At 52.8% G+C, this 25304-nt stretch carries 25 protein-coding genes; 23 read left to right on the forward strand and 2 right to left on the reverse strand.

Translation table 11 applies throughout. The features are described 5' to 3' along the window. Positions 1–103 precede the first annotated feature (103 nt). The 8 genes from FHT67_RS10825 (at position 104) to coaD (ending at position 7430) form a co-directional block, all read left to right on the forward strand. A complete protein-coding gene (locus FHT67_RS10825; RefSeq protein ID WP_167198048.1) occupies positions 104–406 on the forward strand; it encodes a helix-turn-helix domain-containing protein in 303 nt (100 codons plus the stop codon). A gap of 211 nt (positions 407–617) precedes the next feature. After that, entirely contained in the window at positions 618–1580 is a 963-nt protein-coding gene (locus tag FHT67_RS10830) for a replication protein (RefSeq protein ID WP_167198051.1), read from the forward strand. Between the two features lie 78 nt (positions 1581–1658). Next, entirely contained in the window at positions 1659–1949 is a 291-nt protein-coding gene (locus tag FHT67_RS10835) for a hypothetical protein (protein WP_208403218.1), read from the forward strand. Positions 1950–2021: 72 nt separating this feature from the next. Beyond that, on the forward strand, positions 2022–2333 hold the full coding sequence (locus FHT67_RS10840) for an ArpU family phage packaging/lysis transcriptional regulator (RefSeq protein ID WP_167198057.1): 312 nt from the start codon (positions 2022–2024) through the stop codon (positions 2331–2333). A 173-nt stretch (positions 2334–2506) separates the two neighbouring features. Further along, positions 2507–3112: a hypothetical protein gene (locus FHT67_RS10845; protein ID WP_167198060.1), complete on the forward strand. Its 606-nt coding sequence runs from the start codon at positions 2507–2509 to the stop codon at positions 3110–3112. A 363-nt stretch (positions 3113–3475) separates the two neighbouring features. Beyond that, positions 3476–5221 carry a phage major capsid protein gene (locus tag FHT67_RS10850; RefSeq protein WP_167198063.1) on the forward strand — a complete coding sequence of 582 codons (1746 nt, stop codon included), beginning with the start codon at positions 3476–3478 and terminating at the stop codon, positions 5219–5221. Positions 5222–6337: 1116 nt separating this feature from the next. Further along, complete coding sequence (rsmD, locus tag FHT67_RS10855; protein WP_167198065.1) at positions 6338–6928, forward strand: 16S rRNA (guanine(966)-N(2))-methyltransferase RsmD; 591 nt, start codon at positions 6338–6340, stop codon at positions 6926–6928. After that, positions 6915–7430, forward strand: coding sequence for a pantetheine-phosphate adenylyltransferase (gene coaD, locus FHT67_RS10860; protein ID WP_132305717.1), 516 nt, complete (start codon positions 6915–6917; stop codon positions 7428–7430). Before rsmD ends, coaD begins: the two co-directional genes overlap by 14 nt. 6 nt (positions 7431–7436) lie before the next feature. On the opposite strand, the gene FHT67_RS10865 is transcribed toward coaD, so the two are convergent. Then, on the reverse strand, positions 7437–8660 hold the full coding sequence (locus FHT67_RS10865) for a nucleoside recognition domain-containing protein (protein ID WP_167198068.1): 1224 nt from the start codon (positions 8658–8660) through the stop codon (positions 7437–7439). Positions 8661–8785: 125 nt separating this feature from the next. Here FHT67_RS10865 and FHT67_RS10870 point away from each other — a divergent pair, with 125 nt between their 5' ends. Next, a complete protein-coding gene (locus FHT67_RS10870) occupies positions 8786–9586 on the forward strand; it encodes a S16 family serine protease (RefSeq protein ID WP_167198071.1) in 801 nt (266 codons plus the stop codon). Here FHT67_RS10870 and FHT67_RS10875 read toward each other — a convergent pair. Next, a complete protein-coding gene (locus FHT67_RS10875) occupies positions 9576–10823 on the reverse strand; it encodes a nucleotidyltransferase (protein WP_167198074.1) in 1248 nt (415 codons plus the stop codon). The two genes, FHT67_RS10870 and FHT67_RS10875, sit on opposite strands and share 11 nt — an antisense overlap. Before the next feature lie 161 nt (positions 10824–10984). Here FHT67_RS10875 and FHT67_RS10880 point away from each other — a divergent pair, with 161 nt between their 5' ends. From FHT67_RS10880 to ffh, 14 genes are all read left to right on the forward strand, one after another. Further along, positions 10985–11509, forward strand: a complete 525-nt coding sequence (locus FHT67_RS10880) for a YceD family protein (protein ID WP_132305709.1) — start codon at positions 10985–10987, stop codon at positions 11507–11509. 37 nt (positions 11510–11546) lie between these two features. Further along, entirely contained in the window at positions 11547–11720 is a 174-nt protein-coding gene (gene rpmF / locus FHT67_RS10885) for a 50S ribosomal protein L32 (RefSeq protein WP_015845071.1), read from the forward strand. Positions 11721–11898: 178 nt separating this feature from the next. After that, positions 11899–12471 carry a transcription factor FapR gene (gene fapR, locus FHT67_RS10890; RefSeq protein ID WP_132305707.1) on the forward strand — a complete coding sequence of 191 codons (573 nt, stop codon included), beginning with the start codon at positions 11899–11901 and terminating at the stop codon, positions 12469–12471. 58 nt (positions 12472–12529) lie between these two features. Next, complete coding sequence (gene plsX, locus FHT67_RS10895; protein WP_167198077.1) at positions 12530–13522, forward strand: phosphate acyltransferase PlsX; 993 nt, start codon at positions 12530–12532, stop codon at positions 13520–13522. Further along, a complete protein-coding gene (locus FHT67_RS10900; protein ID WP_132307143.1) occupies positions 13522–14508 on the forward strand; it encodes a beta-ketoacyl-ACP synthase III in 987 nt (328 codons plus the stop codon). The genes plsX and FHT67_RS10900 overlap by 1 nt, the downstream gene beginning before the upstream one ends. A 14-nt stretch (positions 14509–14522) precedes the next feature. Continuing rightward, positions 14523–15446 carry an ACP S-malonyltransferase gene (fabD, locus tag FHT67_RS10905; RefSeq protein WP_132305703.1) on the forward strand — a complete coding sequence of 308 codons (924 nt, stop codon included), beginning with the start codon at positions 14523–14525 and terminating at the stop codon, positions 15444–15446. Between the two features lie 35 nt (positions 15447–15481). Then, on the forward strand, positions 15482–16231 hold the full coding sequence (fabG, locus tag FHT67_RS10910; RefSeq protein WP_167198080.1) for a 3-oxoacyl-[acyl-carrier-protein] reductase: 750 nt from the start codon (positions 15482–15484) through the stop codon (positions 16229–16231). A gap of 94 nt (positions 16232–16325) precedes the next feature. Continuing rightward, a complete protein-coding gene (acpP, locus tag FHT67_RS10915) occupies positions 16326–16559 on the forward strand; it encodes an acyl carrier protein (protein ID WP_091181516.1) in 234 nt (77 codons plus the stop codon). Between the two features lie 150 nt (positions 16560–16709). After that, complete coding sequence (gene fabF / locus FHT67_RS10920) at positions 16710–17951, forward strand: beta-ketoacyl-ACP synthase II (RefSeq protein ID WP_167198084.1); 1242 nt, start codon at positions 16710–16712, stop codon at positions 17949–17951. After that, positions 17941–18636, forward strand: coding sequence for a ribonuclease III (rnc, locus tag FHT67_RS10925; RefSeq protein WP_132305697.1), 696 nt, complete (start codon positions 17941–17943; stop codon positions 18634–18636). Before fabF ends, rnc begins: the two co-directional genes overlap by 11 nt. A gap of 153 nt (positions 18637–18789) precedes the next feature. Then, entirely contained in the window at positions 18790–22377 is a 3588-nt protein-coding gene (gene smc / locus FHT67_RS10930) for a chromosome segregation protein SMC (RefSeq protein ID WP_167198086.1), read from the forward strand. A 35-nt stretch (positions 22378–22412) separates the two neighbouring features. Next, positions 22413–23411, forward strand: a complete 999-nt coding sequence (gene ftsY / locus FHT67_RS10935; protein ID WP_167198089.1) for a signal recognition particle-docking protein FtsY — start codon at positions 22413–22415, stop codon at positions 23409–23411. Positions 23412–23528: 117 nt separating this feature from the next. Then, positions 23529–23900, forward strand: a complete 372-nt coding sequence (gene ylxM, locus FHT67_RS10940) for a YlxM family DNA-binding protein (protein WP_208403219.1) — start codon at positions 23529–23531, stop codon at positions 23898–23900. 15 nt (positions 23901–23915) lie between these two features. Next, complete coding sequence (gene ffh / locus FHT67_RS10945) at positions 23916–25304, forward strand: signal recognition particle protein (RefSeq protein ID WP_127499257.1); 1389 nt, start codon at positions 23916–23918, stop codon at positions 25302–25304.

Below are 25304 nucleotides of genomic sequence, written 5' to 3' on the forward strand. Positions count from 1 at the left end.
GTGAGATTCTTCGGAGGAAAACGGATCGGTCGCAAACTGTTCGTTCGGACGGCTGGCGGCAACTATATCGAACTTTCATTACTCGTATAAGGGGATAGGACAGATGAAAACACAAGCAGCACCGGCGTCATTGTTGGCAAGCGTAGAAGCATTACTTGAACAGGCGCTTCAGCTTCTTGAAATCCAACGCGCAGCACAACAAGCACCGCAGCCGGACAACGGCCCACAATCGAATGAATTGATGGATGTTAAGCAAACGATGGCTTACACCGGTTTGACGGATTGGAGCATTAGGAACGCCGTTCGGCAGAAGAAAATACCTCATGTGCGGGTTGCTTCACGAATCTTCTTCAGGAAGCGGGAGCTTGACGCCTGGATAGCGCGGGAAATGAACGGCGGCGGGTGAATGGCTTCAGAGGGCATAAAAAAAAGCGCGTATCGGGCGCGCCTGGTGCCGGATACTAAATCAATTGCGGCATATTTGATATGAAATTCAAGACGTTGCTTCATCCACGCTGAATTGTTCGATGGCTTGAACCATCGGAGGTTAGATAAATTGTACACGATTAACATATTTCAAGTAAACACATTATTTCAGGCGGCAGGCGGGTGACGGTATGGCAGGACAAGCAAAAAAGAATACCGGATTCGGCCAGGTGCCGCATGAAGCAATGCAGAGATTCATGGAACTTAATTTAAACGGCACTCAAGGCCGAATTGTGATGATGGTTTGGAAATATACCTTTGGATTCGCAGACAAGACGTCCAGCAGCGGGCGCCGTGAATGGGCTGAACTATCTCATTCATTTATTGCAAATGGATTGGGATTAGAAGGTGACAGCGCGAGGAAATTGATTAGTAAGGAAATTAAGAATTTGATTGGAAAGGGTGCTTTGAGGGTCTTAGATGGTTCGAATAGATCGAGTAAGAAATATTCTTTCGTCTACCAATCAGTAGACGAAAGTGTTCAAGATGATGAATCGAAAGAAGAAGATTGTCTACCAATCAGTTCCCCTTTCATCTACCAATCAGTAGACGACTCGTCTACCAATCAGTACCCCAAGAAAGAAAGAGAAGAAATAAAGAGAGAAATAATAAAAGATATAAACCCTAGGAGTCTGTTTGAAGAATTCTATTCAATCTATCCTAATCAAAAAAATAAAACAGCGGCATTAAACGCCTGGAACAAGTTATTTAAGGAACCGGACTTTGATCCTAAAGATGTTATTCGCAGAACAAGAAACTACGCTGAAACATGTGAATTGATCGGAACGGATGAAGAATACCTTATTCACCCTCATAACTTCCTACGAGATAAGAGATACGAGGATTACGATACCGTAGACCCTGAAGGATTAAGAATAGGCGGCGGCAACGAAATGGCCGTATTGGGGAAATTCCACGATGAAGGCGCAGCAAAGGAAGCGGCAGCCGCGGCAGAAGCCAAGCCATACACCGTCAACGGCAAAGGGAAGCCGGTATTGCCAATTGCCCAACCTGAAGACCCGCCGGAACCTACGGAAGAGAGGAAAGCGGAGATACGCCGGAATTTAAAGCTTGACGGCAAAGAACCGGCATAAGACATAAAACTTAAAAGAAAGGGGCCGACAATGAGTAAACCTCAAAACAGCATATCAGCTTCAGCAGCCTGGCATTCATTGAGCCAGGACGCAAAGAACCTGCTTGTTGGGCTTTATACGCGATCTACAAGCGGCCTGGTTGAATTCCCGCAAAGATTGTCAGGCATGAACACATGGCGCTTTAACAAGGCGCGTAAGCAGCTATATGAGCATGGATTCATTGAGCTACACGCCCAGCCAAGCGGCGGGCCGAACGTATACCGGTTTATAGACAAGTGGCAGAGCTACGGAATGGACGGGCCTATTCTGCCGAATTGCAACGAATATCCATTTTTTGTTGAACATCCAGGCAATTATGAGATTCAATAGCGTTCTGGCGCTCAGCGCCACGCTGAGACGTTTAATTTATAAAATTGAATAATACCAAGGGGGAAGAGTTGAATGAGCTTAAAACACGCTTTAAATGCGTATTTCGACAAGTACCGACTTTTCAAAACGCTTATTGATATAGGTGACGATGAGAACCAGGCGCGGCGGGAGCTTGTGGAGAAGATAGATAGCATTGTGGGCATGTTGCCGATAGCTGAACAAAACATAATCCGTGAAAGATACTTGCATCCTGAAGCTGACTATCGGCACGACTACGAGGTTTACACAAGCCTAGACATCAGCAGGGGGCTGTATGTGACGCGCAGGGACAAGGCATTTACCTTCATAGCCGTTCATCTTGCAATTGGAGGTGAAGCGGTATAAAAGCGGCAACAGAGCACGAGAAGATCCAAATTGAAATACGTATCACGGCCACGCCTGAACAGCTGGCAAAGATCATGCAGCAGCTCAATCAGGCTGGCATGATGAACCAGGAAACGAGCCTGACCGATTACGTAAGTGCATCCATCGGATAAACCACAAAGGGAGCGATAACCATGACGACAGAACAACGGCATGACAATTCAGACCATCATTTCGTAACTACGGTAATTGAGTTCACAAGAGCAATGGGGCGCTTCGCCGGTACAACTTTTGACCTTCTGAACGAGATTGACGAGACGTTAGATATACGAGAGCGGCCGTTGAACCTGATGGAAGGTGTGACTCTACTAAGACGATATAAGGGGCAATTACATGCGGCAGGCATTGTTTTAGAGGTTGACGACGAAAGGATCACGCTGACTGAATATCTGAATCAGAAGCAATTAAAGGCTGAGCCGGTCATTGTTTACCGGTTCGCCAATGGCAAGTTTAAGCCTGAACTGCTTCAGGGCTATGAATCAGACGGTGAAGATTGGCTTCAGCTATTCCTACTTAGTCAAGGCTATCTGAGCAATGCAGCAATCACATACAAGCAGGGCTATGGGGATGTAATGCTAAGCATATACGAGGGCATTGATGGGCCGTCTGATTACTTTGTTGTACTTAATCCAGGCCAGCCAATGGAGCGCTATGACCTGGTAGATAGAGAGGACATCACTGAGTATCTAGTCAAGATCAAGAACAAAGAGTTGTTCTCGTTCGGGATTAAGAAGCAATAAATATATATTTTTTATAATTTAAAACTATAAGTGATAAGTATTTTATAGTTTTGGATTATAAATCGGGCGAAAAGTGGTATAATCAAATTCACGAGGACACCCCCCCAATGGCAACCAAAGGAAGGCTTTTCCTAATACCGTGCGTCCTATTCAAAAAATACACAGGCTATTTTCTATAGGGGGGGGGTCCCCCAAACCGACAAAGCGGATGCTGAAGCGGCGGTTTTTTTAATATCAAACACCAAACGGCAATGGCGCTGCTGACTGGACAGCTGGCAACGAATCAAGGTGCAGGATTGCCCCGAATTGCCTTATATACGGATAAATAGCGCTAATTATACGAGTATCGGAGGATATAACCGAATGGAACACGATTACAGAAGCTTCACCGGATTTGAAGCCAGGGCTGCAGCTGAAGGCAGCCAAGAGCTTTGGGCTGACGGCTATGCGGCCAAGTTTAACAGCCCGACAGTGCTTTATGAGCGCGGCGGCGTTGAATACAAGGAAGTCATTGCACCAGGCGCATTCGATGGCGCTGATATGTCGGACGTGATTTTCAATTACGACCACAAAGGCAAAGTGATGGCACGGACGCGGAATAAGACGCTGATGCTTTCCATTGATTCTACGGGCCTGAAGGTTAACGCACGGCTTGACGGTACGGACGAGGGGCGCAAGCTGCACCAGGAGATTCGCGGCGGGTATGTTGACAAGATGTCCTTCCGCTTCAAGGTAGCGCCTGGCGGCGATAAATACGATGCAGGCAGCCGGACAAGAACCATCACGAAAATTCAAAAGGTGTATGACGTATCTGCCGTTGATATTCCGGCCTACGATGACACCAACATTTCAGCCCGCAGCTACTTTGAAGCAGCAGCTGAGCAGGAAGAAAGAACGGCGTTCCTGGGCAAGCTTGCACCACAGGCCGATGACTTCCCAAGCGTGGCAGATGTAAAGGCAGAAGCGCGGGCGATGATCGAAAAGGGCGGCAAGGTTGATTATGCTGTATTTACTCAGCGAATCGAGGAAGAACGCGCCTGGAACCAAAAACGAATTGAACAAAGAGCAGCCGTGCTGAACGGCTTCCCAAATAGCGAATATAGAACACTCATACAACCGGAGGTAATCGAAATGACAAACTTTGAGACAATGAAACCATATGAAGTGCGCAACACTGAAGAATACCGCAGCGCATTCTTCAAATCGCTACAAGGCCAAGAGCTGAACGAACAAGAGCAACGCGCCTTCACGTTCGGACAAGAGCAACGTTCCTTTACAACGGACGGTAACAGCGCAGGCGCGGTTATCCCGACAACAACATACGGGCAGGTTCTGAAGAAGCTGGAACAAGTATCGGCCCTGTATCCGCATATCAATGCTTCTAATATCCCAGGAAACGTTGTGATTCCGGTTGAAATCGGTGAATCCGGCGCGGTATGGGTTGAAGAACTGGAAGACCTGGACGAAGGCGGCAATCCGCTCGGATCGGTTAAGCTTGGCGGCTACACCCTGGCGAAACTCATTCCGATTTCCATTGCAGCACAAAGCATGAGCGCACCGGCGTTCGAAAGCTACCTGGTTGATATCATCGTTTCTAAATTGGGCGTAGGTATCGAGAAGGCGATTGTTGCCGGTACAGGCGTAGGGCAGGCAACAGGCATCATGACCGGTGTCACATGGAGCGCAAACAACAGCTTCACGTATACAACGGCAATCAAGTATGATGACCTTCTGAAGCCGCTGGCCGGCCTGGGTTCGGAATACCGTATGAACGCGGCATGGGTAATGAACAGCGTCACCCTATACCAGCAAATCGCTAAAGTAACCGGCGAGGATGGTCGTTTGATCTTCGTGCCTGACGCGGTGAATGGCTTTGCAGGTTACATCATGGGTAAGCCGGTGATTGTATCGGAATACATGCCGGATGGACAAATGCTATTCGGTGACCTGAAGTATTACTTCATGAACTTCTCGCAGCCTATCTTGTTCGAAAAATCCCGTGAGAGTGGCTTCAGACGCGCTGCAGTTGATTATCGCGGCGTGGCCGTGGTTGACGGCAAACCGGCACAGTCGGAAGCATTCACTAAGCTGACAGCGGCAACGAACTAAGCAATCATACCATGGGCGGCCTTCGGGCCGTCTTTTTCATTTACCAGGACGACAGAATAAGCTATGTGAGGTATAATTAGATTCAAGACGTTCATGAAATTGCCTGCCGGCTGTTCACCGGTGGGCTATTTTTGTGCCCTGGAACAGAGATACCGACAAAAATGGCGATATTTCAAAGGGCAGCAGCAGACAAAGGGGGTCATTAGTAATGACCCCCTTTATGCTATCCATACCACGGATACCCTTCAGGCAATCCCTCTGTTTAACAGACCCCTTCTATGATTTGGTTTCAACCCAACCCATCAGGCAGCTTACCCCTATTAATGCTATTTATTAAATAGATACCATCACGCAGCCGACAACGAGAGCAACAGGCCAGGGCGCCGCAACAGGCGGTAATACGGTCATCCCCCTGGTTTGGGGGATGATGATAGAAACAACAGAGCAACAAACTCATAGTTGAGTTGGTCATAATCCAAAGATGGATTTTGAGATGAACGGCATGTATTCTCCACCAGTTGGAGAAAGTCAGAACTCAGGTTTGAGTTTTGATAAATCCTGAGAACGCAATTGTGCGTTTTCAGAAATCCAACCAGCGCAATTTTGCGCCGGTTGACGCCACAAATCCGTGGAGCCGGACAAGGCCGGACAGCCGGCGCCAGGTGAGCACGAAACCGTGCTGACGCCGCAAAATTGCGGACACCTAAAAATTCAGGAGCCGATAACAGACATATAATGTAGGAATCAGAATTAATGATTCTTTGACGGTTTAGGGGATTTGGTACCCAATTGGTACCCAATATATGATTTTACGAATGAAGAGAAGCGGGAAAATCCCGCCAATACGCAAAAAAATCGGGGCCCTATTGCTAAGGCCCCTTTCATGGGAGAGGAGAAACCGGACGAAGAGCTTATGGGGAAACGTAAGTCTTCTCCGCGGTTGTCTACGGCATCTTCCGACGCCGATGATTTTATCTTGTCCGGTTTGTGGGCGATTATACATTTTACGCCAAAAAAAATATTTCGGATCTTCTTCATCTATTTCAGGTGCCTTTATAATCCAAGGGAAAGTGTGGTACTATAGGCATCGACAGTAGACGAAGGGAGCAATAAGCAGTGAGAGTCATTGCGGGAGCGGCAAAAGGCCGCACGCTGAAGGCGGTTCCAGGAATGAATACTCGCCCGACGACCGATAAGGTGAAGGAAGCGATATTCAGCATGATTGGGCCGTTTTTCGACGGTGGACTGGCACTCGATTTATTCGCGGGCACCGGCGGACTCGGTATAGAAGCTTGGAGCAGAGGCATCGAGCGGACGATCTTTATCGACCGGGAAAAGATAAGCATTGATATCATTAAATTAAATACCGAAGCGGCAGGGATGGGCCGGCATGCGGAAATTTACCGCAACGACGCGGAGCGCGCGCTGAAGCTGCTGGAGAAGCGGGGAATCGCGTTCTCGATCGTCTTCCTCGACCCGCCTTACCGCTTGACCCATATGGACGAGCTGATGGCCGATCTGGCTCAGCGGTCGCTGCTTGCCGACGGGGCGACCATTGTGGTTGAGCATGATGCCGGGCATGAGTATCCGGACGAAATGGAACATTTTATTTTACTGAGAAAACAAAAATATGGCGATACGGCGGTAACAATCTACCGCTATTCGCCCGGCAGCACAGATGGAGGAACAAGCGATGCAGATGAATGAGAACGGAAGAGTAGCGGTTTATCCAGGGAGCTTCGACCCTCCGACACTGGGCCATCTCGATATTATCCGCCGTTCGGCCAAGCAATTCGACCACGTCATTGTGGCGGTGCTGAACAATACAAGCAAAAGTCCGATGTTTACGCTTGACGAGCGGAAGGAGATGCTTCGCGAAATAACGGCCGATATTCCGAACGTGTCGATCGACAGCTTCCGCGACCTGCTCGTACGGTTCATGAAATCGCGCCGGGCCAGCGTTATTGTCCGCGGCATCCGATCGGTGACGGACTTCGAATACGAGCTGACGCTTGCCTCGACGAATCAATTGCTCGATGAAGAGATCGAGACGATCTTTATGATGACGAACCCGAAATATTCGTATCTCAGCTCCAGCATAGTGAAGGAAATCGCGATGTTTGGCGGACCGGTTCATGAGCTTGTTCCGGCTCCCGTCGAGACTCGCCTCGATGAAAAATATAAAGCGAGGCAGTCGAGCGGACAATAAACGCTCCTACAGGTTGGGGGTACGGGGTGCGGCTGCCCGCATCAACAGCAGCGCAATAGCAAGAACGGCGACGGCCGTCAGCGCATACGGCCACAGCGACGGGAGGCCAAGTGCGGTGACGGCCTCGTATGCGTTGGAAGGGCGCTGCCAGTCGGCGCCGTTCTGCAGCATGGCTGCCGTTGCGCCGGTTAAACGGCTTGGCAGCAGCGCAAGAACAGCCTGCGCCGGCTTCCACAGCAGCAAGGCTAACGCAGCGGCATGCAGCGCATGCAGTAATCTCACGCCGATCAGCGGCAGCAGCTTCAAATCCGTGCCGGTAATGGCATAGCCTGACTGCAGCAGCGCGCTTAAGCCGCTCCAGGCAAGGATGGCCGCAACAGCGGCGGCGCTTATCGCTGTAGTGATGCCGGGACCCTGCCATACGGCAGCTCCGTAGGCGCCGATATGGCTCTCGAGCAAGGCCGGCAGCAGCAATTCGGCAATACCGCTTGGCAGCGCGAATTGGATGAGCGGTAACGCCAGCCGGGCTGCTACGGCCACGAAAATCATGAACCCGCCAACGACAAGCAGCTTTTGAACGCCTGAAGAGACCGCATCGCCAAGCACCTTGCCAAAGCTGCGGCCGTCACGGTCGCGGCTTGTGGTGATCGCATTTGCCACATTCTCCATCAATCCTCTGGATGCAACCGCTGCATGAGGGGGGATCGGCTGATGCGAAGGGGACCTCCGCCGGCTGAACAACGAGATCCATCCCGCCGTACAAAGCGCGGATAGCCAGACCATTAGGGCGATAAATAAGCCAAGCTCAGGCCGATGCAGGAAGCCGGCACCTATGACGACCAGCATAAAAAGCGGGTTGGGCATATGGGACAAGGCCAGCAGTCTTTGTCCTTCGCGTCTGCTGACCAGCTGATCCCGGCGGAGAGCAGCCGTTGCTTCGGCGCCTGCCTGATGCCCCGACAGCCACCCAAAAAGCAATGGCAGCGCAGCTTCGCCGGGCAGCTTGAACAAGCCTCGCATCAGTGGACGGAGAAGCGCGCCAATTCCGTGAATTAGCCCAAAGGCGGCTATGAGCTCAAACAAGACGAGGAAGGGCAGCAGACCGGGGAATACGATATTCCACCAGATGGTCAACCCCTGAAGGGAAGCTTGGAACGCTTCATCCGGCTGGCGTATGATAGCGGCAACCATCAGGATCGAGATTGCTGCGTACAGAATCGTTCGTGCCATATCTAGTCAACTCCATTGAAAATAGGATTATCGATTAAGCAAGAGGCCGGACGAACCGGGGTCTGTTCCATTGTACGCTCGACTCGGGCGGGATAGACCAAGCCCTTGCGAAGGGAGGGAGTTCAATGAGCAAGCTTAGGCTGAGCGGCAGGGCCAGGCAGGCGGCGGGGATTTTTTTGATAGCCGTAATGCTGTGGGTCATTGTGTATGCTCCGACACCGCTTGTTGTCTATGAGCCGGGTCTTGCGTTCGAGACTGCGCCGTTCGTGCAGGATGGCAGCGGCAGCTCAGGAATCCGGCAGACCACTTCGGAAGCGGGCAATCGGGGCGCTTTTTTGGTCACAACCGTTAAATTGACGGACGCGAAGTATTGGCAGGCTATCCAATCGGTCTGGAACAAGGACTTCCAAGTAGTTAGCAGAGACTCGGTCATGAAGGGGTTGTCGCAGAAGGATTATCTGGCTCGGATGTCCAAGGACATGCTTGCTTCGCAGAGCAGCGCGGTTGAGGCTGCCTATCGCTATGCGGGCATACCGTACAAATTATCGCCTGCGGGGCTTCAGCCGGACGATGACAGCAAGAAAATCATGATCGCAGCAAACGATGTCGGAGGACCGTCTGCCGGTCTGATGTTTGCGCTGCAGTCTCTTAATCTCCTATTGAATGAGGATTTTACCCGGGGGTTAAGAATTGCGGGAACGGGAACGATCGACAAAGACGGGAAGGTCGGGTCAATCGGCGCAATCTCGTTAAAAGTGGTTACGGCGGAGCAGGCGGGGGCAGAGCTGTTCCTTGCTCCAACAGATAACTATAAAGAGGCTGCGGCGAAAGCGAAGGAGCTTCGCAGCGAGATGAAGGTGGTTCCCGTCACCTCGCTGGGCTCGGCGATTGCGGCCATACAGGATGAAGCCGGTTTTACCCGATAATAACCGGTCTGTCCGTAAAATCGCGGTACAACGCTGCCGCCGATTCATGCCCGGGCTGGGCCAGCATATAGACCGCCGAAGCTTGGGTATCAAGCTCGAGGTATCTGGACTCGATTGGAGCTCTGGCGGCGCTTAGCAGAACGGGGAGCTTAGCTTCCTTCTTCATGCGGCGCAGAAGCTGCCGTCCTTTGCTTGTGAATCCAAGCACCCGGATATATTGAACGCCGGAAGCCAGTTTCTCGGGAGTGAAATCTTCTTTTTTATGGTGGAGCAGAATAGAAAGCAGGGAGCGCTGCAGCTTGGTTCTCGTGTAACGCTTTGTCTTCAGAGCATCCAGCAGCGGCTCAAATCCCGTATGGTCCAGGTTCGGCAGAGCTTGAAGAAGCCGGTATTCGAGCCCTTCCGTCATTTCCCGGTATCCGGCGAGCTGTTCCGGCGTACGGGTGACAACGGCATGCAGCAGCTGATGGACGAAGTTGGCCCAGCTGACGGGGCTTCTCCCGGAGGACCATTCCCTCTGCATCACTTCAAAAGTTCCGGCAGGCACCAGCGGCCTGCTTGCTTCAAGCTCACCGCCTTCGATCAGCAGCTTGCGGATCGCGGTGGCGCTGGCAATAGCGCTGTCGGTAACCGTCGTTTGACCGTATTCGGATTTCTCCCGCCGAATCGTGTAGGGCAGCATCCGCCCGCCGATCCGTTCCAGCGCGATTAAATAATGAAGACCAAGCGTATGGTTCGGCTGGGCGAAAGGGAAGACAGCCGCATCCGCCTTGCCGACCGATTCAAGGTAGGAGGCGATCGCAGAGCTATAAGCGCTTGGATAGCTGCTTCCGTTCTCCATTGCTTCCCGAAGCAGTTGCTGAAAGGCTGGCGGCTCGTGGGCAACAAGCTTGGCCGCTTCGTGCAGCGCCTGAAGCTCTCCGCTCTCCGTACCGAAGCAGAAGGCGTCTACGACACCGGTCGCCTCCAGGGTGGCGACCGCTCCGTAAGCGAACCATTCCGCCGCTTGCGTAGCGTAGGCGACCGGCAGCTCCAGGACGAGATCGCAGCCGCCGCGAAGCGCGGCTTCCGTCCTGGCCCATTTATCCATGACGGCCGGCTCTCCGCGCTGCAGGAAATTTCCGCTCATGACGGCGACAACGGCATCGGCTTCTGCTATTTTGACCGATTCGCGCAAATGATATTGATGACCGTTGTGAAATGGGTTATACTCAACAATTAGTCCTACCGTTCGCAAGCTGACATCTCCTTGTCTCAGATGGATATATGTCCCATCATAGCACAAGGCCATCGTTATATTCACGAAATAACGGGGCAAAAGATGAAAAACAGTGTGAAAATGTTGACAAAACCGCTCGAAGATAGATATAATAATTTTTGTTTGTTTGGGGTGATCACATGCAGTTTCATGTACAAGAAACGATGTCCAAAGGCATTAAGGCAAAGATTGATGAGAATCTCGATGTGTCCGCTTTATTCAAAGACAGATCGGATGTCATTAGTACCGGTCCGCTCCATGTGTCGCTTCAGGTAACAGGCAATGAAGGCTCGATTGCGGTCGAAGGCGAATTGACCATTGATTGGGAGCTCGCTTGCTCGCGTTGTCTTGACCCGGTGAAGCTTCATACGGTAATCCCCGTGTCCGACCAGTTCAAGCCGGCATCCGACAAGGATGAGGAAGAATCGGAAGAGGATGAGGATGACGACGTTATTGCCGTAACGGGGGACAGGCTGGATTTGAAGCCTTATGTGGAAGAAGTGCTTCAGCTGTTCATGCCGTTCGCGCCGTTATGCAGTAAGGATTGCAAAGGACTGTGCCAAAATTGCGGACAGAACTTAAATGAACAAAAATGCGGCTGCTCTACCGAGAGAATTGACCCTCGCATGGCAGTGCTCAAGGATTTATTCAAAGACGAACAATAAAACGTGATTCATTGATTCTGTGAAGGAGGTGGGAAACATGGCAGTACCTCAAAGAAGAACATCCAAAACTCGCCGCGACAAACGTCGCACGCATTTCAAACTGGCGGTACCAGGTATGGTAAAATGCGAGCAATGTGGAGAGCTGAAACTTGGCCACCACGTATGCAAAGTGTGCGGATATTACAAAACGAAAGAGATTATTTCCCAATAATCTCGGGGTTTCCCACAATAGCACTTCATTACGATGAGGTGCTATTTTTTTGTGTCCGTTGCTTACATACTCTTTTTTTTATATACTTATTTAGTACCAGGTTATAATATCAGCCATTATTCGAGTAAAATCAGACAAGGGTCACAATACTGTTAAGGTGGTGCCGAAGATCGAACGAATGCCTAAGCGACAGCGGCATCAGCTGCTCGCGCAATTAATTGACGAAAATCCGTTTATGACGGACCGGGAGCTGACGAGACATTTGAAAGTCAGCATTCAGACCATAAGGCTTGACCGGATGGAACTGGGCATTCCCGAACTGCGCGAGCGGATGAAGCTGATGGCTGAGCGTTCTTACGATTCCGTTCAGTCCTTGCCGCTGCACGAAGTGATTGGTGACATCGTAGACCTGCAGCTGGACAAAAGCGGGATCTCGATATTCGAAATTCGAGAAGAGCATGTTTTCTCTCGTACGGGGATTGCCCGGGGCCATCACGTATTTGCCCAGGCGAACTCGCTGGCTGTAGCTGTAATTGAAGAAAAAATCGCTCTGACGGTTACGGCGGACATCCGCTTTATCCGGCCTGTTAAGCTGGGCGAAAAGTGCATTGCAAAAGCTTATGTACGTTCGATATCCGGCGAGCGCCACAAGTCGAAGGTGGAGCTCTTTACCTATGTCGGGGATGAGATGGTGTTCCAGGGGAACTTCGTCATTTACCGGTCGGCTGGTGAAGGAGAGAGCGAGGCATAGGCTTTTATGTTAGCGCTTTGCCTGTCTTATAGGGCAGAGCTTCTGGGAGGTAGTAAACATGCGGATCGCCATAGATGCGATGGGAGGCGACCATGCGCCCGGGCTTATCGTTCAGGGCGTGCTGGAAGCTGCGGCGGAGTGGCCGGATACGGAGTTGGTTCTTGTTGGCGATACGGCGGCAGTCGAGCCGCTCCTCAAAGGACAAAAGCCGGCCAACGTGACGTTATGCCATACGGATGAGGTGATCGGTCCGGATGAAGAACCGGTCAAAGCGGTTCGCCGAAAAAAAGGCTCGTCCATGGTCGTTGCGGGACAGCTGGTTCGGGAAAAACGTGCCGACGCCATGATTTCCGCGGGCAACACCGGAGCTTTGATGACCACCGGTTTGCTTGTTGTTGGCAGACTGGACGGTATCGAGCGCCCCGCGCTTGCTCCAATGCTGCCGACAATGGACGATATAGGGGTTCTTGCGCTTGACCTTGGCGCCAATATGGATGCCAAGCCCGAGCATTTGCTCCAATACGCAATCATGGGCAGTATTTACCGTGCAAAGGTGCATGGGTTTGACAACCCGCGCGTTGGCCTCCTGAATGTCGGTACCGAAGAGCGCAAAGGCAACGAGCTGACCAAAGCGGCCTATGATCTGCTTGAGCAGGCGCCGATCCATTTTATAGGCAACGTTGAAGCGCGCGACTTGCTTAATCGCAGCTGCGACATCCTCATTTGCGATGGTTTCGCGGGGAATATTATGCTTAAAGCGATGGAGGGGACGGCGGGATCGCTGATGACCTTCTTGAAAGAGGCTTTTGGCGAGACGATGATGACGAAGCTTGCCGCAGCGATAATGATGCCAAGACTTCGCGCATTGCGGAAAAAGATGGATTACAAAGAACATGGGAGCGCTCCGCTGCTTGGCTTGAACGGACTGGTGATGAAATGTCACGGTTCGTCGGATGCTACGGCTGTGAAAAACGCGATCCGGCAGGCCCGGACGGCTATTAAAGCCCAGCTTACGGAATCCATCGCGGCGGAAATAGGCGGGAGGTCATGATGAATCTACATCCTGTTGGCATTATTGGTACGGGCAAATACGTTCCCGACCGGATTTTATCCAATAAAGAACTTGAACAAATGGTGGAAACCAACGACGAGTGGATCGTAACGCGCACGGGTATCCGCGAACGCCGTTTGGCGGCAGCGGAGCAGGCGACTTCCGATCTGGCTTATCAAGCCTCTCTGAAAGCAATCGAAGCGGCGGGCATCACCATTGAAGACCTTGATCTGATTATCGTATCGACCATTACGCCGGACACGTTCTTCCCTTCGACGGCATGCCTCCTGCAAGAAAAGCTCGGAGCAAAAAAAGCCGCTGCATTTGATTTGTCGGCCGCTTGCTCCGGATTTATCTACGGGCTCGCAACCGCTTCGAACATGATTGCTACGGGCATGTATAAGCATGTCCTGGTTGTAGGGGCCGAGACATTGTCACGCATTACGGATTATACCGACCGCAATACATGCATCTTGTTTGGCGACGGCGCTGGCGCCGTTGTGCTTGGACAGGTAGAGGAAGGACGCGGCTTCAAGTCGTTCGAGCTTGGCGCGGACGGGGGCGGCGGCGAACTTCTTAAAGTGAGCGGCGGCGGTTCGCGTATGCCTTCAACGGCAGAAAGCGTCGCGTCGAAGCAGCACTACATTCATATGGCCGGCAATGAAGTGTTCAAATTTGCCGTGCGGATCATGGGCAACGCGGCGGAGGAAGCTCTCCGCAAAGCAGGCATGAGCAAAGAGGATATTAATCTGCTCGTTCCTCACCAAGCGAATGTCCGTATCATTCAATCGGCACTTAACCGTCTGGATCTGTCGGAACAGAAATGCATGATCAATCTGGACAAGTACGGCAATATGTCAGCCGCATCGATTCCTGTTGCGCTGGCCGAAGCCGTAGAGCAAGGAAAAGTAAACGATGGAGACTGCCTCGTGTTTGTTGGCTTCGGAGGAGGCCTGACCTGGGGCGCTTCCGTATTGATCTGGTAACGGAGGGAATTCATTTGAGCAAAACAGCATTTGTATTTCCCGGCCAAGGCGCACAAGCCGTCGGCATGGGCAAAGACGCTTATGAAGCATTCGAAAGCTCCCGCTCTGTATTCGAGCAAGCGGACGAAGCGCTGGGCTTCAAGCTGAGCGATATAATTTTTAACGGTCCGGACGATGCGCTGAAGCAAACGGCGAATACCCAGCCAGCGCTTCTGACCGTAAGCGTTGCGCTGCTGAAGGCGCTCGAGGGCCGGGGACTCAAGGCCGATTACGCGGCTGGCCATAGCCTTGGCGAGTACAGCGCGCTGGTTGCGGCGGGCGTACTTGGCTTTGAGGATGCGGTCCGCACGGTTCGTGCGCGCGGCGAATTCATGGAGCAGGCTGTTCCGGGCGGACAAGGCGCAATGGCCGCCGTGCTTGGAGCGGAACGCGGCGTTCTGGCCGAATTATGTTCGAAGATCACGGAAGAAGGAAATACGGTTGAGCTGGCGAATGTTAACTGTCCGGGTCAAATCGTGGTTTCCGGTTCGGCAGCCGGCGTTCAAGCGGTTGTTGAGCGGGGCAAAGAAGAAGCCGGCGCGAAGCGAGTCATTCCGCTGGAAGTAAGCGGTCCGTTCCATTCCTCGCTGATGAAGCCTGCGGCTGAGAAGCTATCCGGCGTATTGTCGGAAGTAGCGATGAACGATGCGGCTATTCCGGTAGTGGCGAACGTAACCGCTGCTCCGGTGACGGAAGCGGCAGCGATCCGCAATCTTCTGGTCGAGCAGGTTTATTCACCTGTTCTATGGGAAGACAGCATTCGTTATCTCGCCGAACAAGGCGTAGACACGTTTGTTGAGATCGGCTCGGGAACCGTGCTTGCCGGCCTGATCAAGAAAATCGACAAAAATCTGCGCGTCATCTCTGTGAACAGCATTGCTGCTTTGGAAACACTGTAGTATCGTGCTCATGCAAAACTTGGAGGAGGCATACCATGTTTGCTAGTCTTGAAGGCAAAAAAGCGCTTGTAACGGGCGCATCCCGCGGTATCGGCCGCGCCATCGCCGTCGCGCTTGCGGAAGCTGGCGCCGATGTAGCGATCAACTACTCCGGAAGCGAGGCTTCCGCGGCGGAGACGGCCAAAGCGGTTGAAGCGTTTGGCCGCCGCGCTATTATTCTGAAGGCGAACGTTGGCAAATCCGTTGAATTCGAAGCCATGGTCAAGGAAGTTGTTGATCAATTCGGTTCAATCGACATTTTAGTGAATAACGCAGGCATTACAAGAGATAATTTAATTATGCGTATGAAAGAAGAGGAATTTGACCAAGTTATTGAGACGAACTTGAAGGGCGTCTTTAACGGAATCAAAGCGGTTACGCGGCCTATGATGAAGCAGCGTTCCGGACGCATTATTAATATCTCTTCAGTAGTTGGCGTGCTCGGAAATCCGGGTCAAGCGAACTATGTGGCGGCGAAAGCCGGCGTAATCGGCCTTACGAAGTCCAGCGCGCGCGAGCTTGCCTCCCGCGGCATTACCGTAAACTGCATTGCTCCCGGCTTTATTCAAACGGATATGACGGACAAGCTGTCCTCCGAGATGAAGGAATCGCTTTCGTCGCAAATCCCTCTTGCGCGCCTTGGCGCGTCTGAGGATATTGCGGCAGCGGTACGCTTCCTCGCATCCGATGCTGCTTCTTATATGACCGGCCAAACCGTCCATATTGACGGCGGCATGTACATGTAAGATAGCATCACGCCGCAATGACCGGAAATGCAACGGTTACGTATGGCGTTTTGTCTTAAATTCTCGTATAATACCCTAGGAGGAGGTGAATCGGATGTCCGAAGTAGTAGAACGTGTAAAGCGTATCGTCGTCGACAGACTTGGCGTAGACGAAGCGGAAGTCACGCTGGAAGCTTCCTTCAAAGATGACCTCGGCGCTGACTCTCTTGATGTCGTTGAGTTGGTCATGGAACTGGAAGACGAGTTTGATATGGAGATCTCTGATGAAGATGCAGAGACCATCACCACGGTGGGAGAAGTAGTCAATTACATACAATCTCATACGTAAGGAAACAAGGGTCCCGTTGTAATAAACGGGACTTCTCTCCATCTGAAGCACGGAATCATCATGATATTATGAATGAGCTTGTACGCTTTTTACTATAGAAGATGTGATGCACGCATCTAAATTGCAGTCCACTTTGAGGTGAATCTTACAATGAAACAAAGAGTTGTCGTTACCGGCATGGGGGTTATTACCTCGCTCGGTGCAGACCTGGAACAGTTTTGGGGTAATTTGATGGAAGGGAAATCGGGCGTATCGCGCATCGAAGCGTTTGACGTATCCGAATATCCGACTCAAATCGCCGCTGAAGTAAAAAACTTCAATCCGGAAGATTACAATCTTGATAAAAAAGAAGCGCGCCGCATGGACCGTTTCGTTCAATTCGCATCCGTAGCCAGCTTAAGCGCGGTCAAAGACGCGGGTCTTGAGATCGGTTCCAATGTCGATCCCGAGCGCGTTGGCGTCATCGTGGGCTCCGGCATCGGCGGTCTCGGGACCTGGGAGGACCAGCATAACATCCTGCTCGAGAAAGGTCCAAAGCGCGTAAGCCCGTTCTTCATTCCGATGATGATCGCGAACATGGCTTCCGGACAAGTCTCGATGCTGACCGGCGCGAAAGGTCCGAACAGCACGGCGGTTACGGCTTGCGCAACGGGCACGCACTCGATCGGCGATTCGTTCAAGATGATTCAACGCGGCGATGCCGACGTCATGATCTGCGGCGGCGCGGAAGCGACAATCCGTCCAACGGGTCTTGCCGGCTTCTGCTCGATGCGCGCGATGTCCGTTCGAAACGACGAGCCGGAGAAAGCAAGTCGTCCGTTTGATATCGGCCGCGACGGTTTCGTCATGGGCGAAGGCGCAGGCGTTCTGATCCTGGAATCGCTGGAGCATGCGCAAAAGCGCGGCGCTCGCATCTACGCGGAAGTCATTGGCTACGGCATGAGCGGTGACGCTCACCATATGACGGAGCCGGACCCGGACGGAGCGGCACGCTGCATGACGAAAGCGCTGCGCGACGCGGGAATCGAACCAGAGGCGATTGATTATATCAACGCTCACGGTACTTCGACGCCGGTGGGCGACCGTTCCGAAACCAGCGCGATCAAAAAAGCGTTTGGCGAGCATGCTTATAAGCTGGCCGTAAGCTCCACCAAATCGATGACAGGCCACTTGCTTGGCGCTGCCGGCGGCGTGGAGGCCGTTATTTTGGGCCTTACGCTCAAGAACGGCGTTATTGCTCCTACCATTAACCTGGAGAATCAAGATCCCGAGCTTGACCTGGATTACGTGCCGAATACGCCGCGTAAGGCGGATGTCAGAACGGCATTGTCCAATTCGTTCGGCTTCGGCGGTCATAACGCGACGATCGTGATGAAAGTCTATGAAGCGTGATTCCATTAACGAGCTGCAGACCCGTCTGCAGCTTCGCTTCAAACAGCTCAAGCTGCTGAAGCAGGCTTTTACGCATACTTCCTATGTCAATGAGCATAAACACGGGACGATCGAGCATAATGAACGCCTGGAATTTCTGGGCGATGCCGTATTGCAGCTCCTCGTATCGGAATATTTGTTTGCGGCTTATCCGAACCGTCCGGAAGGAGAGCTGACCCGTATGCGCGCATCCGTCGTTTGCGAGCCGTCATTGGCTCAATTCGCGGAGCGGCTGGAGCTTGGCGCCCATATTCAGCTTGGAAGAGGCGAAGAGCAGCTTGGAGGCAGACAGCGTCCCGCGCTGCTTGCCGATTTGTTTGAAGCTTTTGTCGGAGCCATCTTCCTTGATGCCGGCATAGAACGGACAAGAGCTTTTCTTGAGACGCATATGTTCCCGTACATTGAATCCAATGACTACGGCCTGCTGGTGAAGGACTTCAAGTCCAAGCTGCAAGAGCGCGCCCAGCACAAGGGGCTTGGCGCCGTAGAATACCGGATTATGGAAGAGCGTGGGCCTGCCCATGACCGTGAATTTGTCGTCGAGGTTTGCATCGGCGACATTCCTTACGGCAACGGCAGCGGAAGAACGAAGAAGGAAGCGGAGCAGCGTGCTGCGGCAGTTGCTTGGCAATCGCTAACGGAATAATGGAATAAGCCTGTTGCGGACTCAAGTCAGGGATCTGCGGCAGGCTTTTTTCTTTTTCATTTCTTCGGTACCTAGTCTGATTTTACAGCGGGTAAAAGGTTAACGAGCCGCGTTAAGTTGTGTTACAATAGGCGATGAGGTGAAAGCCAGGTTATGTTCCTGAAACGGATAGAATTATCGGGATTTAAATCGTTTGCCGACAAGACGGAAATGGAATTCGTCACCGGCATTACGGCTGTCGTTGGACCTAACGGCAGCGGTAAAAGCAATATATCGGACGGCATCCGCTGGGTGCTGGGCGAGCAGAGCGCCAAGAGCCTTCGCGGCGGCAAGATGGAGGATATTATCTTTGCCGGAAGCGACGCGCGCAAGGCCGTTAACTATGGAGAAGTATCGCTTACGCTTGATAACGGCGATGGGGCGCTGCCGCTTGAATACAATGAAGTGACGGTTACCCGCCGCGTCCACCGGAGCGGCGATAGCGAATATATGATTAACAAGCAGTCTTGCCGGTTAAAGGATATTACCGAGCTGTTTATGGATACGGGTATCGGCAAGGAGGCCTATTCCATTATCGGACAAGGCCGTATTGAGGAAATATTAAGTACCCGTTCGGAAGACCGCAGGGGTATTTTTGAAGAAGCGTCAGGCATTGTCAAATATAAATCGCGTAAACGCGAAGCCCAGCGCAAGCTGGAGGATACGGAGAATAATCTGCTCCGGATCCATGACCTTGTGACAGAACTGGAGGACCAGGTCGAGCCGCTCCGCGTTCAATCGGAGAAAGCCATCCACTTCAAGCAGCTTAAAGAGCAGTTGAAGACGCAGGAGATCTCGATGTACGTACATAACATTGAAAACGTGTACGGCTCTTGGTCGGAATCCAATGCCAAGCTGGAGCGTTTGAAGCGTGAACAGCTGGAGCTGTCTACCGTTGTCAGCAAGCATGATGCCCATCTGGAGAAGGACCGTCAGGCGCTCCGCGAGCTGGAGGAAGCGCTCGACCGTCTTCACGAGGACATGCTTCACTACAGCGAAGAGTACGAGAAATGCGAAGGCTACGGCGAGGTTCTGAAGGAACGGAAGAAGAACCTGGAGCAAAACAAAAAGCAGCTTGAAGAAACGATTTCCGCACAAGACGAGAGAATCGCGGCGCTGACCAGCGAAGAAGCGGAATTCCGCAATCGCGCCGCGGTATTGGAGCTGCAGCTGGCGGAGCTCAAGCATAAGCTGGCCGTTGAGGAAGATCATTTGATTGGCGTAACCGGCGGTACGGCGGCGGATGCCGAAGAAATGCTGAAGGGCGAGTTGCTTGAGGTTCTCAGCACAATGGCTCAGCTGCGCAACGAAATCCGTTACGCTGCCCAGCAGCAGGAAGCGGTTCAGCGCCGCATGGAGCGCCTCAGCGACGAGGAAGCAAAGTGGGCGGAGCAGCAGCGTAAGCTCAATGCCCGCAGAGCAGAGCTCGAGAAGCAGCTTGAAGCTACGCTTGACGCCATCGGCAAGGCGCGCACCAAGTATATCGACCAAGCGGAGAAGGCCAAGGAGCTAGGTCAAATCGCGGAGGACGCTACGGCCGCGCTGCGCAAATGGGAGCAGAAACTCGATGCGCAAGTCTCGCGGCGCGATACGATGAAGGAAATGCAGGACGCATTGGACGGCTTTATGCATGGCGTCAGGGAAGTGCTTAAAGCTTCCCGCAGATCTTCCGGATCCGGAGGAATCAGCGGCGTGCACGGCGCCGTAGCCGAGCTTGTCCGAGTGCCCGAGAGAATAGAGACCGCTGTGGAAACCGCGTTAGGCGGAGCCCTGCAGCATATCGTTATGGAAGACGAGAAATCGGCTCGAAGCGCAATTTCCTTCCTGAAGCAACGCCAGCTTGGCCGTGCGACGTTCCTGCCGCTTGACGTTATCCGGGGCCGTCATGTTCCCGAGCACGAAAAGCGGATGGCCGAGTCGGTTGACGGCTTTGTCGGGGTTGCGGCGGATTTGGTATCCTGCGAACCGCGTTACGAAGCGATTATTCAAAATTTGCTCGGTAACGTGCTATTAGCCGAAACGCTAGAGCAAGCCAACCGTATTGCATCCAAATGCCAATACCGATACCGCGTCGTCACGCTGGAAGGCGATGTCGTGAATGCCGGCGGTTCGATGACGGGCGGCAGCCTCCAGAAGAAGGGGGCAAGCTTGCTTGGCCGTCAGCGCCAGATTGAAGCATTGGATAAAGAGATCGCCGAGGGCGAGAAAACAATCGCCCAGCTGCGCGACAAGTTAAGCGATATCCGCAAGGAGCAGTCCATCCTCTCGCAAAACATGGAGGAGCTTCGATCGCAGGCCGAGCAGTTCCGGATTGACGAGCAGCAGGTCCGCGCCGAGCTGCAGCAGCTGAACAATGAAGCCAAGAACCTTAGCGAACAAGAGCAGCTGTTCACCGCAGACCGCACGAATCATACAGCGGAGCAGCAGTCGATGCAGAATATGGCGGCTGAAGCCGAGGTTCGGCTTGAGCAATTGACTGCGGACGAAGCACGTCTGCAGGAAGCGATCAGGCTGGCTGAAGAGCGCCGCAAGGCAAGCGAGACGGCGAAGGAGGAGCTGCAGGTCCAGTTGACGGATTTGAAAATTTCCGTCGCGAAGACCGATCAGGAGAAGCAATCCTTCGAGGATCAGGCGGCTCGCGTCCGCGCCGATATTCAGCGCGCCAAGCAGGAACTCGCCAACTACCGCAATCTGTATAGCCAGCAGGCTGCGGAAGCGGAGCGTCACAGCGAGGAGACGGTCGCCCAAATCGAGCAGCTGAACCATCTGCGCCTGAAGAAGCAGGAATGCGCGGAACAGACGGACCTGAAGCGTTCGGCCCGTGCCGACCGGGTGAAGGAGCTGGAGCAGGGCGAGAGCGATACGAAGGAACAGCGCGGACAGCTTCGTCAGGTGGAAGAGCAGATGCGCCAGACCGAGATCGCGGCTAACCGCCTCGATGTCGAGTTGGACAACCTGCTCCGCAAGCTGAGCGAGGAATACGAGCTTAGCTTTGAACTAGCGAAGGAGCAGTATCCGGTGCCCGAGGATATCGTAGGCACGCAAAACGCCGTCCGCGATATCAAGCGCCAGATTACGGCGCTTGGCGACGTCAACCTGGGCGCCATCGAAGAGTATGAACGCGTAAGGGAGCGTTTCGAATTCCTTACCGAGCAGAAGGACGATCTTGTTGAAGCCAAAACCACCTTGTATCAGGTTATCCGCGAGATGGACGAAGAGATGTCCAAGCGCTTCCGGTCAACCTTCGAGCAGATCCGCAGGCATTTCGTGGTCGTATTCGCGAAGTTGTTTGGCGGAGGCCGGGCCGACCTGGTATTGGTTGATCCGGAGAGGGTCCTGGATACGGGGATTGATATCGTGGCTCAGCCTCCGGGCAAAAAGCTGCAAAACCTGCAGCTGCTATCCGGCGGTGAGCGGGCGCTTACGGCTATCGCCTTATTGTTTGCCATCTTGCAGGTGAAGCCGGTGCCGTTCTGCGTGCTGGACGAAGTAGAAGCGGCTCTCGACGAAGCGAACGTTGCCCGTTTCGCCCAATATTTGCGCGAGTTCTCCGGACTTACCCAATTTATTGTCGTAACGCACCGCAAAGGCACGATGGAGGAAGCCGATGTCCTGTACGGCGTAACGATGGAGGAAGGCGGCGTATCGAAGCTGGTATCCGTGCGCCTGGAAGAAGACGCGGAAGAGCAGGAATCCGCATAAATAGCGGCCTAATAGGATGGAGGACTTGAACCCGAATGAGTTTTTTCAAAAAGCTGAAGGAAAGCATCGCTTCGAAAACCGAAGCGGTAACGACGATATTCAAGGAAGGTCTGACCAAGACGCGCGTTGCCCTTGTCGAGAAGGTAGAAGAGCTGATAACGCGCCGCAAAAAAATCGATGAGGAGTTCTACGAGGAGCTCGAGGAAATTCTCATCGGTGCCGATGTCGGCGTCAATACGGTTATGACCTTGATTGACGAGCTTCGCGCCGAAGTGAAGAAGCGGAAAATCGAGCAGGCAGCCGAGCTGCAGCCAATCCTGTCGGAAAAGCTGATCGGTCTGCTGAAGGGGGAGCAGAACCCCGGTCTTCAAATGGCGAAAAGCGGCATTACCGTTATCTTGTTCGTTGGCGTTAACGGCGTCGGCAAGACAACAACGATCGGCAAGCTCGCCCATAAATTCAAAAGCGAAGGCAAAAGCGTGCTTCTGGCGGCGGGCGACACATTCCGCGCGGCGGCTATTGAGCAGCTCGAAGTATGGGGGCAGCGCGTTGGCGTTGACGTGATCAAGCAGCAATCCGGTTCCGATCCGGCCGCGGTTATGTTTGACGCGGTTCAAGCGGCAAAGCAGCGCGGCGTTGATATCCTTCTCTGCGATACGGCCGGCCGTCTCCAAAACAAGACTAACCTGATGGAGGAGCTGAACAAGATTTTCCGCGTTATCCAGCGCGAAATTCCGGATGCTCCGCATGAAGTGCTGCTGGTGCTAGATGCGACAACGGGCCAGAACGCCCTCAGCCAAGCGAAGCTCTTCGGCGAAAAGAGCGGGGTTACCGGGCTTGTTCTGACCAAGCTCGACGGTACGGCAAAAGGCGGCATTGTTATCGCCATCCGCAATGAACTAAACCTGCCGGTGAAGCTTGTTGGTCTTGGCGAGAAGATGACGGACCTTCAGGAATTCGACTCCGAGCAGTTCGTTCATGCCTTGTTTGCTGGGCTGATCCAGCGTGAAGAAGAACAGTCCGAAACAAATTAAATAAGTGACAAGGACAAAAGCTTGACAGTGCCAACGGCGATCGTGTAAGATAAGAGACGTTGTGACACTGTCAAGGCTTTTTGCTTGACGGATGATGTGGAAAGGGGCTTAGAGCGGATGACCATACATGAACCCGATGCCCTAGCCAAGACAACACGCATCAACTTATTATTTGATTTCTATGAGCCGCTGCTCACGGAGAAACAGCGGACCTTCTTAAAATATTATTTTCACGACGATTACTCGCTTGGCGAGATCGCAGCCGAATCCGGCATCAGCCGGCAGGCCGTTTACGAGCATGTGAAGCGGGCGGAGCAGGTGCTTGAGGGCTATGAAGCCAAGCTTCATCTGCTGGCTAAGCATGAAACCATGCAGCAGCTTGCCTCAGGGCTGGAACGGAAGGTTGCCGAGCTGCCAATCGATCCTACTTATAAGCAAAATCTTCTAAAAGACATAGAGCAATTGACGAAGACCGAAATTATGATGTGACGGAGGTGACGAATCATGGCGGCATTTGAGAGCTTAACGAACCGATTGCAAAATGTGTTCAGCAAGCTGAGAGGCAAAGGCAAAGTAACGGAAGAGGACTTGAACGAGGCGATGCGCGAGGTACGTCTTGCGCTGCTCGAAGCTGACGTTAACTTTAAGGTCGTCAAAGATTTTATCGCCAAAGTGAAAGAGAAGGCGCTTGGCCTGGATGTTTCCAAGAGCTTTACGCCAGGCATGGTCGTCATCGACATCGTTAACAAAGAGTTAACGGAATTGATGGGCGGCACGCAAAGCAAGCTTGCAAAAGCGAACAAGCCTCCTACCGTTATTATGATGGTTGGTTTGCAGGGTGCGGGTAAGACGACGACTACAGCCAAGCTGGCCAAATTGCTTCAAAAAGGCAATAGCAAGCCGCTGCTCGTAGCGTGCGACATTTACCGTCCCGCGGCGATCAAGCAGCTGCAAGTGCTTGGCGAGCAGATTAACGCCCCGGTATTCTCGCTTGGCGACCAGACTTCACCGGTTGAGATTGCAAAAGCGGGCCTGGCGCATGCGAAAGAAAACCACAACGATTACGTCATCTTCGATACCGCGGGCAGGCTGCATATCGATGAAGCGCTGATGGAAGAGCTGAAGCAAATTCATCAGAACGTGAAGCCCGATGAAGTCTTGCTCGTCGTTGACGCGATGACCGGTCAAGACGCGGTAAACGTTGCGCAGAGCTTCCATGACCAGCTAGAGCTAACGGGTGTCGTTCTGACGAAGCTTGACGGCGATACGCGCGGCGGAGCGGCTTTGTCCGTCAAAGCGGTAACCGGCAAGCCGATCAAGTTCGCTGCAATGGGCGAGAAGATCGATGCGCTTGAGCCGTTCCATCCGGACCGGATGGCTTCCCGGATTCTCGGGATGGGAGATATGCTGTCCCTGATCGAGAAAGCGCAAGCGAACATTGATGCCGATAAAGCGGCCGAGATGGAACGCAAGATGCGGACCGCCGAATTTACGTTCGACGACTTCCTCGAGCAAATGGCTCAAATTCGCAATCTCGGACCATTGGATCAATTGATGGATATGCTGCCCGGCATGAACAAGATGAAGGGCAACATGAAGGATCTGAAGGTGGACGAGAAGCAGATCAACCGCGTTGAAGCGATTGTCCGCTCAATGACGAAGGCGGAGAAACAAAAGCCTGAGCTACTGAACCACAGCCGCCGCAAACGCGTAGCAGCGGGCAGCGGCACGTCGATTACGGAAGTCAATCGGCTTATCAAGCAATTCGAAGACATGCGCAAGATGATGAAGCAGTTCTCGTCCATGATGGGACCTAAAGGTCCAAAAGGCGGAATGAAAGGTCTGAAGGGCATGCTTGGCAAAGGCGGAAAAGGGTTTAAGTTCCCGTTCTAA

The organism is Paenibacillus sp. BK720, from assembly GCF_011761545.1.
GTDB lineage: Bacteria > Bacillota > Bacilli > Paenibacillales > Paenibacillaceae > Pristimantibacillus.

Coding starts and splice junctions, on each gene's coding strand:
- fapR (WP_132305707.1), top strand. CDS start 11,899: ATGCCTAAGCGACAGCGGCATCAGCTGCTCGCGCAATTAATTGACGAA.
- FHT67_RS10900 (WP_132307143.1), top strand. CDS start 13,522: ATGAATCTACATCCTGTTGGCATTATTGGTACGGGCAAATACGTTCCC.
- ftsY (WP_167198089.1), top strand. CDS start 22,413: ATGAGTTTTTTCAAAAAGCTGAAGGAAAGCATCGCTTCGAAAACCGAA.
- FHT67_RS10870 (WP_167198071.1), top strand. CDS start 8,786: ATGAGCAAGCTTAGGCTGAGCGGCAGGGCCAGGCAGGCGGCGGGGATT.
- plsX (WP_167198077.1), top strand. CDS start 12,530: ATGCGGATCGCCATAGATGCGATGGGAGGCGACCATGCGCCCGGGCTT.
- FHT67_RS10840 (WP_167198057.1), top strand. CDS start 2,022: ATGAGCTTAAAACACGCTTTAAATGCGTATTTCGACAAGTACCGACTT.
- FHT67_RS10880 (WP_132305709.1), top strand. CDS start 10,985: ATGCAGTTTCATGTACAAGAAACGATGTCCAAAGGCATTAAGGCAAAG.
- FHT67_RS10850 (WP_167198063.1), top strand. CDS start 3,476: ATGGAACACGATTACAGAAGCTTCACCGGATTTGAAGCCAGGGCTGCA.
- FHT67_RS10865 (WP_167198068.1), bottom strand. CDS start 8,660: ATGGCACGAACGATTCTGTACGCAGCAATCTCGATCCTGATGGTTGCC.
- fabF (WP_167198084.1), top strand. CDS start 16,710: ATGAAACAAAGAGTTGTCGTTACCGGCATGGGGGTTATTACCTCGCTC.
- smc (WP_167198086.1), top strand. CDS start 18,790: ATGTTCCTGAAACGGATAGAATTATCGGGATTTAAATCGTTTGCCGAC.
- FHT67_RS10830 (WP_167198051.1), top strand. CDS start 618: ATGGCAGGACAAGCAAAAAAGAATACCGGATTCGGCCAGGTGCCGCAT.
- coaD (WP_132305717.1), top strand. CDS start 6,915: ATGCAGATGAATGAGAACGGAAGAGTAGCGGTTTATCCAGGGAGCTTC.
- ylxM (WP_208403219.1), top strand. CDS start 23,529: ATGACCATACATGAACCCGATGCCCTAGCCAAGACAACACGCATCAAC.
- fabG (WP_167198080.1), top strand. CDS start 15,482: ATGTTTGCTAGTCTTGAAGGCAAAAAAGCGCTTGTAACGGGCGCATCC.
- rnc (WP_132305697.1), top strand. CDS start 17,941: ATGAAGCGTGATTCCATTAACGAGCTGCAGACCCGTCTGCAGCTTCGC.
- acpP (WP_091181516.1), top strand. CDS start 16,326: ATGTCCGAAGTAGTAGAACGTGTAAAGCGTATCGTCGTCGACAGACTT.
- FHT67_RS10825 (WP_167198048.1), top strand. CDS start 104: ATGAAAACACAAGCAGCACCGGCGTCATTGTTGGCAAGCGTAGAAGCA.
- rpmF (WP_015845071.1), top strand. CDS start 11,547: ATGGCAGTACCTCAAAGAAGAACATCCAAAACTCGCCGCGACAAACGT.
- ffh (WP_127499257.1), top strand. CDS start 23,916: ATGGCGGCATTTGAGAGCTTAACGAACCGATTGCAAAATGTGTTCAGC.
- FHT67_RS10845 (WP_167198060.1), top strand. CDS start 2,507: ATGACGACAGAACAACGGCATGACAATTCAGACCATCATTTCGTAACT.